9 protein-coding genes and 1 tRNA gene are annotated in these 15,109 nt (G+C 58.3%); 7 read left to right on the forward strand and 3 right to left on the reverse strand.

Features of this window, described 5'->3' with window-relative positions:
- Nucleotides 1-13 precede the first annotated feature (13 nt).
- The 5 genes from bcsA to LG383_RS00110 are packed head-to-tail and all read left to right on the forward strand — an operon-like array spanning nucleotide 14 to nucleotide 9,948.
- Nucleotides 14-2,134 (forward strand): UDP-forming cellulose synthase catalytic subunit, encoded by a 2,121-nt coding sequence (gene bcsA / locus LG383_RS00090; protein ID WP_225758044.1) that lies wholly within the window; start codon nucleotides 14-16, stop codon nucleotides 2,132-2,134.
- Nucleotides 2,131-4,596 (forward strand): cellulose biosynthesis cyclic di-GMP-binding regulatory protein BcsB, encoded by a 2,466-nt coding sequence (bcsB, locus tag LG383_RS00095; protein ID WP_225758045.1) that lies wholly within the window; start codon nucleotides 2,131-2,133, stop codon nucleotides 4,594-4,596. Before bcsA ends, bcsB begins: the two co-directional genes overlap by 4 nt.
- A gap of 13 nt (nucleotides 4,597-4,609) precedes the next feature.
- Nucleotides 4,610-8,482: a cellulose biosynthesis protein BcsC gene (locus tag LG383_RS00100; protein WP_106995874.1), complete on the forward strand. Its 3,873-nt coding sequence runs from the start codon at nucleotides 4,610-4,612 to the stop codon at nucleotides 8,480-8,482.
- On the forward strand, nucleotides 8,482-8,949 hold the full coding sequence (bcsD, locus tag LG383_RS00105) for a cellulose biosynthesis protein BcsD (protein WP_106995873.1): 468 nt from the start codon (nucleotides 8,482-8,484) through the stop codon (nucleotides 8,947-8,949). Before LG383_RS00100 ends, bcsD begins: the two co-directional genes overlap by 1 nt.
- Nucleotides 8,950-8,958: 9 nt before the next feature.
- Nucleotides 8,959-9,948: a glycosyl hydrolase family 8 gene (locus LG383_RS00110; RefSeq protein WP_106995872.1), complete on the forward strand. Its 990-nt coding sequence runs from the start codon at nucleotides 8,959-8,961 to the stop codon at nucleotides 9,946-9,948.
- Between the two features lie 40 nt (nucleotides 9,949-9,988).
- Here LG383_RS00110 and LG383_RS00115 read toward each other — a convergent pair whose 3' ends face one another.
- Nucleotides 9,989-11,242 carry a PTS ascorbate transporter subunit IIC gene (locus LG383_RS00115; protein WP_106995871.1) on the reverse strand — a complete coding sequence of 418 codons (1,254 nt, stop codon included), beginning with the start codon at nucleotides 11,240-11,242 and terminating at the stop codon, nucleotides 9,989-9,991.
- A 636-nt stretch (nucleotides 11,243-11,878) separates the two neighbouring features.
- On the opposite strand from LG383_RS00115, the gene LG383_RS00120 reads away from it, so the two are divergent.
- Nucleotides 11,879-12,331 (forward strand): hypothetical protein, encoded by a 453-nt coding sequence (locus tag LG383_RS00120; RefSeq protein WP_225758046.1) that lies wholly within the window; start codon nucleotides 11,879-11,881, stop codon nucleotides 12,329-12,331.
- Between the two features lie 67 nt (nucleotides 12,332-12,398).
- On the opposite strand, the gene LG383_RS00125 is transcribed toward LG383_RS00120, so the two are convergent.
- Nucleotides 12,399-12,474: transfer RNA gene (locus tag LG383_RS00125), tRNA-Ile, on the reverse strand.
- Between the two features lie 125 nt (nucleotides 12,475-12,599).
- Between LG383_RS00125 and mug the strand changes: the two genes are divergently transcribed.
- Complete coding sequence (gene mug / locus LG383_RS00130; protein WP_225758047.1) at nucleotides 12,600-13,106, forward strand: G/U mismatch-specific DNA glycosylase; 507 nt, start codon at nucleotides 12,600-12,602, stop codon at nucleotides 13,104-13,106.
- A 100-nt stretch (nucleotides 13,107-13,206) separates the two neighbouring features.
- Here the strand turns inward: mug and rpoD are convergent, their stop codons facing one another.
- Nucleotides 13,207-15,096 carry an RNA polymerase sigma factor RpoD gene (gene rpoD, locus LG383_RS00135; protein ID WP_225759489.1) on the reverse strand — a complete coding sequence of 630 codons (1,890 nt, stop codon included), beginning with the start codon at nucleotides 15,094-15,096 and terminating at the stop codon, nucleotides 13,207-13,209.
- Between the last annotated feature and the right edge of the window lie 13 nt (nucleotides 15,097-15,109).

Here is a 15,109-nt window from a genome sequence, read left to right on the forward strand (position 1 = left end):
TTCAGGACGTCCTATGAAAAAGGCGCTGTTTTATTTACTGCTATTGGTCTTAGCACCCATCGCCGTATTAATTATTATCACCCCAATGGATAGCCAGAAGCAGTATATCTTCGGCTTAATCAGCATTGGGGCGCTGATGCTGCTTGGCTTTAGCAAACATCACCGTGTGTCGGTCATTATGATGATTGTGGCGGTCTTAATGTCCACACGATATATCTGGTTCCGGGCCACACAGACGCTGCACTTTAATTCCGAAATAGAAGCCATACTGGGGATCGGGTTATTTCTTGCCGAACTCTATATCTGGATAACCATTATTTTGAGTTATCTGCAAAACCTGTTTCCTCTTCAGCGCAAAATCGTACCGCTGCCGGATGATATGGCGCAGTGGCCGACGGTGGATATCTATATTCCGTCGTACAACGAAAGCCTGGACGTGGTGCGCGATACGGTGCTGGCGGCGCAATGCCTGGATTACCCGGCAGACAAGCTCAAGATCTACCTGCTGGATGACGGTAAGCGCAACGAGTTTGCGGTATTTGCCGCCAACGTCGGGGTAGGGTACATCACGCGTAACGACAACTCCCACGCCAAAGCGGGTAACCTCAACCACGCCATGAAGCTCACCAAGGGCGAGCTGATCTGCGTTTTTGACTGCGACCACGTGGCGACGCGTATCTTCCTGCAGGCGACCGTCGGGGCCTTCCTGCAGGATCCGCGTCTGGCGCTGATGCAGACTCCGCACTACTTCTACTCGCCGGATCCGTTCGAGCGTAACCTCTCCGCGGGCCGCGATATTCCCAACGAAGGTCAGCTGTTCTACGGGCAGATCCAGCGCGGCAACGATAACTGGAATGCCACCTTCTTCTGCGGCTCCTGTGCGGTGATCCGTCGCAGCGCGTTAGAGGAGATTGGCGGCTTTGCAGTAGAGACCGTGACCGAAGATGCCCACACCGCGCTGAAGATGCAGCGTCTGGGCTGGAAGTCGGCCTATCTCGATATCCCTCTGGCGGCAGGGCTGGCGACCGAGCGTCTGGTGGTGCACGTCATTCAGCGTACCCGCTGGGCGCGCGGCATGACGCAGATTTTGCGTGTCGATAACCCGCTGCTGGGCCGGGGTCTGAAGTGGCAGCAGCGTCTTTGCTATCTGAACGCCATGCTGTCGTTCCAGTTTGCGCTGCCGCGCGTGGCGTTCCTCACCGCGCCGCTGGCGTACCTGCTGTTTAACCTGAACATTATCCACTCCTCGGCGAGCCTGATTTTCGCCTACATGTTGCCGCACCTGTTCCTCTGTATCTATGTGAACTCGCGGGTCAACGGGCGGTTCCGCTACAGCTTCTGGGGGGAGATCTACGACCTGGTGCTGGCTTTCCACCTGGTGTTGCCGACGGTGATTACCCTGATCTTCCCGAAACGCGGCAAGTTCAACGTGACCGATAAAGGCGCGCTGCTGGATGTGGGCTATTTCGATTTCAGCATTGTCCGCCCGCACCTGATCATCGCCGTGCTGCTGGCGGCAGGGGTTGTCGCCGGGATTGTGCGTGCTGTCGGCCATGACTACTTCGGGGTGGACCCGATGGTTATCGCCCTCAACGTCGGCTGGGGTCTCTACAGCCTGATCTTCCTGCTGGCCGCCATTGCCGTGGCGCGGGAGACCCGTCAGACGCGTAAAACCATCCGTATTGATGCCACCGTGCCGGTGGTAATTCACTACGCCAGCGGCATCTCCTCGCGCAGCCATACCCTGGATCTCTCCATGGGCGGCTGCCGTATTGCGGTGGTGGATGACCGTCACCTCAACGACGAGATCGAAGAGATAGAGCTGCAATTGCAGTCCGGGGCCATCAGTATTCCGGTGAGCGTGATTGCCCACGACGAGCAGTACATTCGCCTGATGTTTGACGAGATCCCGCTGGACCGCCGTCGCGAACTGGTGCGCGTAGTACTGGCCCGCGCCGATGCGTGGATCAACCCGCCAAAAGCGCAGGACAACCCGTTCCGCTCGTTGTTTATCATTATTCGCAGCGTATTCGATCTGTTCTGGCTGACCTGGAAGGACCGTCGTGAAAAGCGCCGTCATCGCCATGATGACGCCCGCCGCGGGAATAAAGTCAACGAGGATACCGCTGTATGAAAGGGATGACCCGTAAAGCGCTGCAGATGGCGCTGATGTTCGGCGTGCTGGTGCAGCCGGTGACGGCGGAAGAGCCGACCACCGTGGAATCGCTGCTGCCGGTGGATCTCCCGCCGCCGGTAACGGACGCGGCCCAGCCTGCGGCTGATGCAACGCCTGCTGCGGCTGACACGGCTCCGGCCACGCTGCCCGCCCCCGACACGCTGCCTGCCTTCCAGACCCCGCCGGTCGAGGAGACGACCCCGGTGCCTGAGGCTGCGCCTGCGATACCGACACCCGATGCCGCGTCTGCGGCACCGATGGGCATCACTCCCGGCACCACCACCAGCATCTCCGTTGCCCAGATGGGTCAGCCAAACGGCGTGATGCTGAGCGGCGGCCAGCTGCAGGGCGGGATCGACTTTACCCTCTCGGCGGACCAGGTGATCACTAATGCGCAGCTGGAGCTGAACCTCAAGGTCTCTCCGGCGATGGCGGCACGTAATACCACCCTGCAGCTGATGCTCAACGGCCAGCCGCTGGGGACGGTGCCGCTGGGCTCCGCCGACAGCAATGTCTCCAGCTATCAGCTTGATATTCCGGCGGCGATGGTGGTATCCCGCAACAACATCAGCTTCAAAATTAACGACGGCGATGCGCTGCTGTGCCAGCGCGATCTGTCCGACAGCTACCAGGTCACCATCATGCCGAACACGCGGCTGGACCTGGAGGCGCAGCAGCTGAACATTGCTGCGGATCTCAGCCACTTCCCGCGTCCGTTCCTCGACGAAATGCAGATGACGCCGACCACGCTGACCTTCGCGTTCCCGGCCAAAACCCTGCCGGAGCAGGTGGGTGCCGCGGCGCTGATCGCCTCCTGGCTGGGTATCGAAGCGGACTATCGCGGCATCGCCTTTGATGCATTACACGATCAGCTGCCGGAGAAAAACGGCATCCTGTTTGGTAAACCGGGCGAGTCCATCGGCGGCTTAACGCTGCCGGCCTCGAACGGAGCCACGCTGCAGGTGGTGGATAACCCCGGCAACCCGATCTACAAGCTGCTGCTGGTGGTAGGGAACAACGAGCAGCAGCTGAAAAGCGCCGCGTACCGTCTGACCCGCGGGCAGTTCAACGGCCAGACCACCAGCCTGCCGGTTGAGGCGCAGAACATCCCGGTCAGCAAACCTTACGATGCCCCGCGCTGGATCTCGACCGATCGCCCGGTGCTGCTGAGCGAGCTGATGCGTAAGGATCAGAGCCTGACCGTGACCGGCATCTGGCACGAACCGCTGACCCTGGCCTTCCGTGCTGCGCCGGATCTGTTTATGTGGGATGGGGACACCATTCCGCTGAAAGTGGCCTACCGCTTCCCGTCCGAAAGCTGGATTGACGAGCAGCGCTCATACCTGTCGATGACCTTCAACGGCGCGTTCCTGCGCAACCTGCCGGTCAACAAGCAGGGGCTGCTCGAAGGGCTGTGGCATAAGCTCGGCGGCGATGCGCGTCAGGAGAATGTGGAGGTGCCGCTGGAGCCGTACCTGATTTACGGCGACAACCAGCTGCAGCTCTATTTCAACATCCAGACCAAAGAGACTGCGCCGTGCAGCGTCCTGCTCAATAACAACATCAAGAGCCGTATCGACGAAGACTCGAGTATTGATCTGAGCAACACGCGCCACTTCACGCTGCTGCCAAACCTGTCGTACTTCGTGGGTGCCTCGTTCCCGTTCACCCGTCTGGCGGACTTCTCCCAGACGGTACTGCTCCTGCCGGAGAACCCGAGCGAAAGCGAGATCGGCACCCTGCTGGATCTCTCTGCCCGTTCCGGTAACGCCACTGGTACCGCGCTGAACAATAACCGCGTGATGTTTGGTCTGCCGTCCGGCGGCGCGAACCTGATGCGCCTGAGCAACAGCGACGTGCTGGCGGTCTCCTCGCTGGATCAAACCGCCTTTAACCGTGCCCTGCTGGCGCAGTCGCCATTTGTCAGCAACGAGCACACCTTTGGCGTGCGGGAACCGAAACTGTGGGAAAAAGCGCAGCGTCTGCTGGAGGGGGACTGGAACGCGTCCGGCGTCGATGCCGACCGCTACTTCTCGTCCAACGAATCCTGGCGCGGCTTTGTCAGCTTCCGCTCCCAGTGGAACCCGGAACGTCTGGTGGTGATGGCGATTGGCAGCGATGACGCCCAGCTGGCGCGTCTGCATACCGACCTCAACTCCGCCCGCATTAACGCCGGGATCCGCGGCGATACCGCGATCATCACCGATGAGAACGGCGTACGCAGTTTCCGCGTCGGCCCGCAGTTCCCGAGCGGCCAGATGCCCTGGTACATGATGGTGGTGTGGTATGCCACGCAGCACTCCGCCATGCTGGCGATTTTTGGACTGCTGTTCGCGACGATTATTGGCCTCAGCCTCTACTCGTTACTGAAAAAACGCGCGCACAAACGTCTTAACCCACAGGATTCAGATCGTGAGTAAGGGTGGTAACACTATGGAAAATAAAAACAAAACCGCCGGACATCTGCCTGTACTTTGCCTGGTCAGCGGGCTGGCGATCGGGGGCATCCAGGGTGCCCAGGCGGCGGATGCCGCCCAGTCGGCCAATAACCCGGCGCTGAAAGCGCTGTTCGATCAGGCCAACTACTGGCACGAAAAGTCTCACGATAATCTGGCGATGGAATCGCTGAAAAAAGTGCTGATGGTCGACGCCAACAACACCCAGGCGTTGTACCTGATGGCCCTCTGGTCGCAGCAGGCTGGCGACATCAAAGGGGCGGCCCAGTGGCGCGAGCGCTTAACGGCGGTCTCGCCGCAGGATGCGAATTTGCAGGCGCTGGATAACGCCAAACAGATGCAGCAGGTGCCGCGAGGGCAGCTGGAGCTGGCCCGTCAGCAGGCGCGCAGCGGCAACATTCCCGCCGCGCTGGCCACCTGGCAGAGCCTGTTTACCGGCAATCAGCCGCCGCCGAGCCTGGCCCCGGAGTACTATCTGACCATGGCGGGGGACAAGTCCCTCTATCCGCAGGCGGTGAGCGAGCTGCGTCAGCTGCGCGTCCAGTATCCGCAGGATAACAACGTCAAAATTGCGCTGGGTAAAGTCCTGACCTATCAGGAAAGCACCCGTCGCGAGGGGATGAACATCCTGCAGGATCTGGCGAGCGGCAGTCAGGATGCGGATAAATCCCTGCGTCAGGCCCTGCTGTGGCTGGGCCCGCAGGCGGGGGACGAAGCGTACTACCAGACCTTCCTCCAGCGTCATCCCAACGATACCGCGGTGCAGGATCACTACCGCAAGAGCATCGGTGGGGCGGCAAAAGGCGAAGGCTATGTGGCGCTGAACAGCGGCAATACCGATACCGCCCGCAACCAGTTTGAGCAGGTGCTGAAGGCCAACCCGGAAGATGCCGATGCGCTGGCCGGGATGGGCTATGTGGCCCTGCGCAAGGGCGACTATGCCGCAGGCGCGCAGTACCTGAACCGCGCGGCCAGCCTTGGCGGTGCCGCTTCTGACGAGCGTAAACAGCAGGCGCAGGACGCCGAATTCTACGGCCAGCTGGCCCAGGCGCAGGCGGCTTACAAGCAGGGTAACGTCAGCCAGGCCCTGGCGCTGAGCGCGCCCCTGACCCAACGCAGCGGCGAGCAGGGGGCGGCGGCGAAGCTGTTCCGGGCCGACGTCCAGCGGCATAACAAAGATTACACCGCGGCAGAGCAGACCCTGCGCGGCCTGCTGACCGAGCAGCCAAATAACGGCGCGGCGCGGGAAAACCTCTACTACGTCCTGCGTGAGCAGAACAAAACCGCCGAAGCCCAGGCGATGTTGCAAACTCTGCCTGCCAGCCTGCAGGCGAGGCTGCAGCCGCGCGTCTCCGGGGGCAACCCGACCGATCCGCTGCGCCGTCAGGCCCAGCAGGCGGTGGCCAACGGCGATCCGCAGCGCGCTATCGCCCTGTTACAGCAGGGTACGGCCCGCTATCCATCCGATCCCTGGCTGCGACTGGATTTAGCCCGACTGCTGCAGAAGCAGGGGCGCAGCGCGGAGGCAGCTAACGTTATGACGCCTGCCTTCCGCCCGAACGCCAGTAACAGCGAACTCTACGCGGCGGCCCTGTTCGCCAGCGAAAACAACGCCTGGCAGCAGTCGCAAACCCTGCTGTCGCGCATTCCGGCCTCCAGTCAGAACGGCGATATGCGCGAGCTGTCCCAGCGGGTGAATTACAACCTGCAGATGGATGTTGCCGAACGCTATCTGGCTCAGGGCGACCGGACCGCGGCGGCCAACACCCTGAAAGCCCTGGCGTCACGTCCGCCGCAAAGCCCGGCTGACGCCGGCAAGCTGGCGCGGATGCTGGCCCAGAGTGGCGATGTCACTACCGCGGTGAGCGTGGTCCACGACAACATGCGCCGCGGCGTGCAGGGTAACGCCGGGGACTATGCCGATCAGGTGGCGGTCCTGAACCAGGCCGGACTGGGCAGCGAAGCTCAGGCCTGGCTTGCTAACCCGGAACTGCAGTCGCGCAGTACCCCGACCCAGTTGGCGAGCATTCGCAACGGCTATGTGATCAACGAGGCCGATCGTCTGCGCGTGCAGGGCAACTATGCGGCGGCTTACGACAAGCTGATCCGCGCCATGCAAAACGATCCGCAGAACACCGATCTGATGTTCGCCATGGCCCGCGTCTATCAGTCCGGGAAGATGAACAAAGAGGCCGGGGTGGTTTACGACTACCTGATGACCCGCGACACGCCGCAGCAGGACGCGCGCGCCGGGGCCATCGACGTGGCGCTGGCCAGCAACAACGTGGATAAAGCGAAGCAGCTTTCCGCCGGGCTGACCAACGACAGCACCCCGGAACGCTTACTGCTGCTGGCCCGGGTCTCCGAGGCCCAGGGCAACCATCAGCAGGCGATGAGCTATCTGCGCACCGCCCGCGGCAAGCTGCTCGGCCTGCAGAACAACAACGGCGAAACCGCCCCGATGCTGGGTGGTCTGGCCCTGGCCGACAATCCGTTTGTCGGTACCTCCAGCCAGGGCGTGGAGGCGGCCTCACCGTCGCTCTACGGCCAGGCGATGCCGTGGCAGGTGGCCCAGCTGGCGCGTAATCCACAGACCGCGCCGCCGGGCACCGTGCGCACCGATCTGCCGGTAGAAACTGCCCAGGCGGGCACGCTGCGTCAGGTGGATAACATGATGGAGATGCTGGTTGACAAAACCGCCACCTGGGCGCGGGGTTCAACTGCCCTGCGCGCGCGTGACGGCGAAGAGGGGCTGAGCAAGCTGACGGAGATCAAGGCCCCGCTGCAGTGGTCCACCGTGCCGTTCGGCGATTCGCGTCTGGATGTTAACGTCACGCCGATCAGCCTCGATGCAGGCACCTCGTCCGATGAATCCAGCCGCCGGTTTGGTACCGGGGCGCTGATCCAGGGTGGGGTGGCCGAGGAGCTGTATAACGCCTCCACCACCACGCCGCCTGAGCTGCCGAACATCGACAAAATCAAGGTGCCGTCCCAGGGATCGCAAAGTGCCCAGGGCGTCGAAGTGGCGATGGCGCTCACCGGGGAGCAGTACAAAATTGATGTCGGCTCCACGCCGCTGGGCCAGGATCTGAATACCCTGGTAGGGGGCGTGCAGTGGTCACCGCAGCTGACGGATTACCTCAAGCTGATCCTGACCGGCGAGCGTCGCGCGGTGGTGGACAGCCTGCTGTCGTATGTTGGGGTGGAAGATAAGTACAGCGGCAAGAAGTGGGGCCAGGTCACCAAAAACGGCGGCAGCGCCCAGCTGAGCTATGACAATACCGATGCGGGCTTCTACGCCGGGTTTGGCGTGTATGACTATATCGGGGAGAACGTCCCGAGCAACACCAGCGTCAACGGTTCGGCGGGGGTCTATTTCCGTCCGTACTATGCTGCCGATCGCGAGTTAAAAGCCGGCATCAACATGAACTACATGAACTTTGACAAGAACCTGAGCTACTTCAGCTACGGTCAGGGGGGCTATTTCAGTCCGCAGGATTACATCAGCGTCTCCTTCCCGGTGGATTACACCCAGAAATATGACAACTGGAAGCTGGGCTTAGGGGCATCGGTGGGGTATCAGTCCTACTCTCAGGATGAGAGTCCGTACTTCCCGACGGATTCCGCCATGCAGCGACAGCTGGAAGATTACGTCTCCCGTGGTTTTGCCAAAGAGGCGTTCTACAAAGGCAGCAGTGAGAACGGCCTGGGGTACACCCTGCGCGCGTCAACGGACTACAAACTGAACAAAGACATGACCATCGGCGGACAGGTGGGTTATGACACCTTTGGTGATTACAACGAAAGTACCGCGAGCCTCTACTTCCGCTACCTTCTGGGGAATAAGTAATGAATGATCAACAGCTTTTGCAGTATTACCAGCATCAACAGACGCAGTCGGGTTGGTTTTCGCTGATCCACGTGATGATTGAGAGTATGGTAGCCAACGTCGGTGAGGCGCAGAGCCGCTCGTTCCTCGTGCAGATGGGCGACTCGCTGGGCGAGCGTTTCCCGCTGGCGCTGGCCCACACCGTGGGCGAGCTCGAAGCGCAGATCAATGCCCGGCTCGCGGCCTTCAACTGGGGCTATATTGATATTGACGCCAGCGAGACGGCGATCCGCATCGCCCATACGGCGTTGCCGGTACCACCGGAAGAGCCAAAGCAGATGGCGTGGAACCACGCCTTCAGCGCGGTACTGGAGGGGCTCTACGCCCGCTGGCTGCGCGAGCAGGGCGGCAAATCACACGTATCACTGTGGCGGGAGGCATCCCCCTCGGCTACGGTTATCCATTTCAGATATCAAAACAATCAATAAGGATCGGCCATGTGGCAGCGAAGTAAAACCCTGGTTCTGGTGCTGGGACTGTTGTTAAGTCATCAGGCCTTTGCCGGCCCCGCCTGGGACAGCTACAAAGCACGATTTTTGATGGCGGATGGTCGCATCATTGATACCGGCAACAACAGTGTGAGCCACACTGAAGGGCAGGGCTTCGCCATGATGATGGCGGTGCGTAACAACGATCGCGCCGGTTTTGACAAAATCTGGAACTGGACGAAAAAGAATCTGCAAAATCCCGAGACCGGACTGTTCTACTGGCGTTATAACCCGGTGGCACCGGACCCGATCGCCGACAGAAACAATGCCACCGACGGCGATACCTTTATCGCCTGGGCGCTGTTAAAAGCGGGTACCCAGTGGAATGACAACAGCTATCTGAACGCCTCGGACGCCATCACCAAATCGCTGCTGGCCCGCAACGTGATCAGCTTTGCCGGTTACCGCGTGATGCTGCCTGGCGCGAAGGGCTTTAACCTCAACAGCTACGTGAATCTCAACCCGTCCTATTTTATCTTCCCGGCGTGGGAGGATTTCGCGAAGCGCAGTCATCTGACGGTGTGGCGTGACCTGATTAATGACGGACAGAAGCTGCTGGTGAAGATGCGCTTCGGCAATACCCAGCTTCCCGCAGACTGGGTTTCATTGTACGCCGACGGTCGCGTGACCCCGGCCAAAGAGTGGCCGGCGCGCTTTAGCTACGATGCGATCCGCGTCCCGCTGTATATCAAGTGGGCGAATGCCTCCAGCCCGCTGATGGCGCCTTATACCGCGTACTGGGGACGGTTTGCCCGTACCCAGACGCCTGCCTGGGTGAATGTCACCACCGGCGATCCGGCGCCATATATGATGGCGGGCGGGTTGCTGGCGGTGCGTGATTTGGCGCTGGGGCAACTTCCGGCGGGCGATCCGCAGATCACGACGCAGGAAGATTACTATTCTGCGAGTCTGAAGATGCTGGTGTCGTTAGCGAAATAAAGGCAGGAAAAACCGGCCCGGGAACGGGCCGGTGAGAGGATTAATGGCCTAAGCCGAAGGTGTATTTGATGATGGCGGACAGGAAAGTGAAGTCCGGATCGGCAAAGGTCACCGCACTCACGCCCAGATGGTTAAACAGCGGCAGGACCAGCGCTGGCAGGAAGCACAGCAGCAGACCATTCACGAAACTCGCCAGTACCGCCCCACGGAACCCACCGGTTGCGTTACCAAAGATCGCCGCACTACCGCCGGTAATAAAGCTCGCCATAATGCCCGGGATAATGATCGGCAGACCGATGAACGGGAAGATCGCCACGCAGCACAGCTCCGCCACAAAGCTGACCAGGAAGCCCACCAGTACCGCGTTCGGGGATTTGTCGAACAGCACCATCGGATCCACGGCCGGAACAGAACCTGGCGCCACCACCTGAGAGAAACCTTTGAAGGCAGGCACGATCTCTTCGGTGAACATCACCACGCCTTTCTTGGCGATATATAACCCGCCTGCGAAGGTCGCAGATTTTTCCAGCAGCCAGACAAAATAAGGTTTATTCGCCAGTACATTGTTGAGGAAAGCCTCTTCCGCAAAGATGGAGGAGATGCCCAGCAGGAAGAACATGGTCACAAAGGTCGCTACGTCCGGGTTTTTCAGGAAACTGAATTTACCGCTGACTTTGACCTCTTCAACGTTGACCGAGGTATCACCAAACCATTTCCCGAGATACGAGCCGATAATATAGGAGCTGGACGCGGCGTGGGCGATGCAGTAATCGTTGTGGCCGATAATTTTACGGCTGAAGCGCGACAGGATCGTCGGGAACACTGCCATATAGGTGCCGATCACCAGCGAGCCGAAAATAATGGCGAACTGCTCGCTGTAACCTAATCCCACCAGCGCGGCGGTCACCGAGAAGGCCATAAAGACGATCAGGTGCAGTGACAGATAAATGGATTTAAAGCGGGTGTAGCGGGCCAGCAGCACGTTAATGATCATCGCGAAGAACAGGATGAACGCCGCCGGTCGGCCCAGCGTATCAATGGTCAGCGCCATAATCGCTTCGTTGCTGGGCACCACCCCGCGCAGACCAAATGCATTGGTAAATATGTCGCTGAACATGGTTAAGACGCCGCCGAGAATACTCCCGCCGGTTTTAATTAAGACAAAACCAATAAAGGCAAGAAGGGTGCCTTTAATAATATCGGTGAGGCTGCTTCTTTGTAACGCCAGACCTAAAAAAGCAATAAACGCGACAATAATCGCGGGTGTGCCAAGTATTTTAATAATGTAATCCACGATAGTTTTCCGTATTTAAGAGAGTATCAAAATAGTCAGTTAAAATTTTCAGGCCGAACGCATCCCCGAGAGTTATCCCGATAGTTATTTTCTGGCGCTGTAAAATAAAATGTTAAATCCGTGTGTTGGTTTTAAATAAAAGCGCTAATGCATGCTCCTCGTTTCTCACACCGGTTAGTTATCCACACAAAAACCTTACTGTTTATCTGGTCTGATATCTTAACGATTTCCGGGAAGTAAATTGTGATGAACATATCTAAAACGCCATTTCATTTTACAAAAAATGACGATTCGTTTTTGCTGGGGGCGTTGAGAGTGGGATTCTGGAAGGCGGCTCGCAGAGATGAAAACGAGGTTGGGATTTTGCTTTTGGCGGGATGGAGAGAGGAGTAGGGTGAGGGCGTTGCAGAAGAAACTGCAACCGGGCGTAGGAACCCGATTCAGTATAAGGTGACCCAGATTCACTTTCTGGTGTCCTGCCAGCGCGTATACCGATAAGATTACGGTGGCGCTGGCGGAGCAGCCGAAAGGCTGGCCGATCCCCTTGTACGTCGGCATTCCTACCTCCGTCAGCGTCACCCCCCGAGCGTAGGAACTCTGGCGGTGATCTCATTCTTTGTACAAGGAGGATGCCTTATGGCTACGATCCCAACCCTGTCTTATCCCGAATTTGACGAAAGCGTTATTCATCATCTGCTCACCGCGCCGCTCCCCGCCACCGCTGACCTGTTTGAGGTAACGGACCTGTGCACGGCCTATGTGAATGTCTTACTGGAAACAAAAGATCTGTCTGTGCGTCTTGCGCTTTGCGGACGGGTATCTCATGTGCTCGCTCGTCTGGCGCACCTGTGCGATGAAGATTTACCCCCGGAGCTGGTGGCGCAGCTTACGGTTGACGAGCCGCCCGAATCCGTCATGCCAGACTGCTGGCAGGACACGTATCTGATGGTGGGATATTTGCGCTCGCTGAATCAGGCGTTACTGGCGAATAAGCTGCCGGGTAAGGTGGCGGAGGATCTGGCGGGACTGCTGCATGACATGGTGTATATCCTGCGGGATTATGTAAGGGAGCCGTACCGGACACACTAATATTGCCTGAACAAAGGCTGAACGAAAAAGGCGTCAGATAATTTCTTATCTGACGCCTTTTTTTATCTGGTGGCCCCTGCTGGACTTGAACCAGCGACCAAGCGATTATGAGTCGCCTGCTCTAACCACTGAGCTAAGGGGCCGTGGCGGAGGATTATAAAGTAACTCCTCGCTGCAATCCAGACATACCCACCTGCCTGCTGTTTTTATAAACAACCCATTTTCAATCTCTTATACTTAGAGCCTGAACCATTAAGCGGGAGTAATCATGATCAACGACATCCTTGCGCCAGGCCTGAGGGTGGTGTTCTGCGGCATCAATCCGGGCAAGTCCTCTGCCCATACCGGTTTTCACTTTGCCCATCCGGGAAATCGCTTCTGGAAGGTGATCTACCAGGCCGGGTTTACCGAGAAGTTACTCAAGCCGGAAGAGGAGCAACAGCTGCTGGATACCCGCTGCGGCATCACCATGCTGGTGGAACGTCCTACGGTGCAGGCGAGCGAGGTGAACCTGCATGAGCTGCGCAGCGGCGGGCGGGAACTGATTAAGAAGATTGAGGACTATCAGCCGGCGGCGCTGGCGATCCTCGGCAAGCAGGCGTATGAGCAGGCGTTCAGCCAGCGGGGCGTGCAGTGGGGAAAGCAGAGCATTACCATCGGCGCGACCCAGGTGTGGGTGTTGCCTAATCCGAGCGGGCTTAACAGGGCGACGGTGGAGAAGCTGGTGGAGGCGTATCGGGAGCTGGATGAGGCGCTGGTGACGCGAGGGCTTTAAATACGGTGCGGCCTGATGCCCTCACCCTGACCCTCTCCCACAGGGAGAGGGAATAAACAAAAAAAGCTCCCGATTGGGAGCTTTTTGCTGTTTACCTGGGTTAGTCGTCCAGGAAGCTACGCAGCACTTCAGAGCGGCTCGGGTGGCGCAGTTTACGCAGCGCCTTCGCTTCGATCTGACGGATACGTTCGCGGGTAACGTCGAACTGTTTACCCACTTCTTCCAGCGTGTGGTCGGTGTTCATATCGATACCGAAACGCATACGCAGGACTTTTGCTTCACGGGCGGTCAGGCCAGCCAGCACGTCGTGCGTGGCGGCACGCAGGCTCTCGGTGGTCGCAGAGTCCAGCGGCAGCTCGAGGGTGGTATCCTCGATGAAATCACCCAGATGCGAATCTTCATCATCACCGATTGGTGTTTCCATGGAGATTGGCTCTTTGGCGATCTTCAGCACTTTACGGATCTTGTCTTCCGGCATCAGCATGCGCTCGGCCAGCTCTTCTGGCGTCGGCTCGCGGCCCATCTCTTGCAGCATCTGGCGGGAAATACGGTTGAGCTTGTTGATGGTCTCAATCATATGCACCGGAATACGGATGGTGCGCGCCTGATCCGCGATAGAGCGGGTGATAGCCTGACGGATCCACCAGGTTGCGTAGGTGGAGAACTTGTAACCACGACGGTATTCGAACTTATCAACCGCTTTCATCAGACCGATGTTACCTTCCTGGATCAGGTCCAGGAACTGCAGGCCGCGGTTGGTGTATTTCTTGGCGATAGAGATAACCAGACGCAAGTTCGCTTCAACCATCTCTTTCTTCGCACGGCGGGCTTTCGCTTCACCGATGGACATGCGACGGTTAATGTCTTTTACCTGCTCAATGGTCAGGCCGGTCTCTTCTTCAATCTGCTGCAGCTTCTGCAGACCACGGTGGACGTCGTCAGCCACATCACGCAGCTTTTCAGACCACGGCTTGTTCATCGCGATAGCCGCGTTGAACCAGGTTTCGCTGGTTTCGTTGCCGGTGAACAGGGTGATGAAGTTCTTCTTCGGCATTTTGCACTGTTCAACGCACATTTTCATGATGATGCGTTCCTGGGTACGGACGCGGTCCATCATGACGCGCATGCTGTTAACCAGGTAATCGAACTGTTTTGGCACCAGACGGAACTGCTTGAACACTTCAGAAAGCTTCAGGATCTCTTCCTGAGCGGCAGCATGGCTACGGCCTTTGGCTTTAATGGTGTCGCGGGTGACTTCATACTGTGTACGCAGCTCACCGAACTTCTCGCGCGCCAGTTCAGGGTCGATGCTGTTGTCATCGTCGCTGCTGTCGTCGTCGCTCTCTTCTTCTTCTTCGTCTTCGTCATCGTCCATCTCTTCCTGAGACAGCTCAGAGCCGACATGCGTCGCCGTAGGCGCCATGTCTTCTTCCGCGTTCGGATCGACAAAGCCGGTGATCAGATCGGACAGACGTGCTTCTTCCGCTTCCACACGATCGTACTGCTCGAGCAGATAGGTGATGGCTTCAGGGTATTCGGCAACAGAGCACTGAACCTGGTTGATCCCGTCTTCGATACGTTTGGCGATGTCAATTTCGCCTTCACGGGTCAACAGCTCAACGGTACCCATTTCACGCATGTACATGCGCACCGGGTCCGTTGTGCGGCCGATTTCTGATTCAACACTCGACAGAACCTGTGCAGCAGCTTCTTCTGCATCTTCGTCGGTGTTGTTTGAGTTTTCAGCAAGCAACAGATCATCGGCATCAGGGGCTTCTTCCATCACCTGAATACCCATGTCATTGATCATTTGGATGATGTCTTCGATCTGATCGGAGTCGACGATATCTTCCGGCAGATGGTCATTGACCTCGGCATAGGTCAGATAGCCTTGCTCCTTACCACGTTGGACAAGAAGTTTCAGCTGTGACTGCGGGTTTTGCTCCATAAGACGGTATCCACACTTATTCGTTTGATTGGTGTCGGCGATACGGCTGCCAACC

It is taken from the genome of Leclercia sp. Marseille-Q4284 (assembly GCF_916618945.1).
Lineage (GTDB): Bacteria > Pseudomonadota > Gammaproteobacteria > Enterobacterales > Enterobacteriaceae > Enterobacter > Enterobacter tamurae.

Excerpts from the sequence above, each read along its gene's own strand:
- bcsA (WP_225758044.1), top strand. The coding sequence starts at position 14 with ATGAAAAAGGCGCTGTTTTATTTACTGCTATTGGTCTTAGCACCCATC.
- bcsB (WP_225758045.1), top strand. The coding sequence starts at position 2,131 with ATGAAAGGGATGACCCGTAAAGCGCTGCAGATGGCGCTGATGTTCGGC.
- LG383_RS00100 (WP_106995874.1), top strand. The coding sequence starts at position 4,610 with ATGGAAAATAAAAACAAAACCGCCGGACATCTGCCTGTACTTTGCCTG.
- bcsD (WP_106995873.1), top strand. The coding sequence starts at position 8,482 with ATGAATGATCAACAGCTTTTGCAGTATTACCAGCATCAACAGACGCAG.
- LG383_RS00110 (WP_106995872.1), top strand. The coding sequence starts at position 8,959 with ATGTGGCAGCGAAGTAAAACCCTGGTTCTGGTGCTGGGACTGTTGTTA.
- LG383_RS00120 (WP_225758046.1), top strand. The coding sequence starts at position 11,879 with ATGGCTACGATCCCAACCCTGTCTTATCCCGAATTTGACGAAAGCGTT.
- mug (WP_225758047.1), top strand. The coding sequence starts at position 12,600 with ATGATCAACGACATCCTTGCGCCAGGCCTGAGGGTGGTGTTCTGCGGC.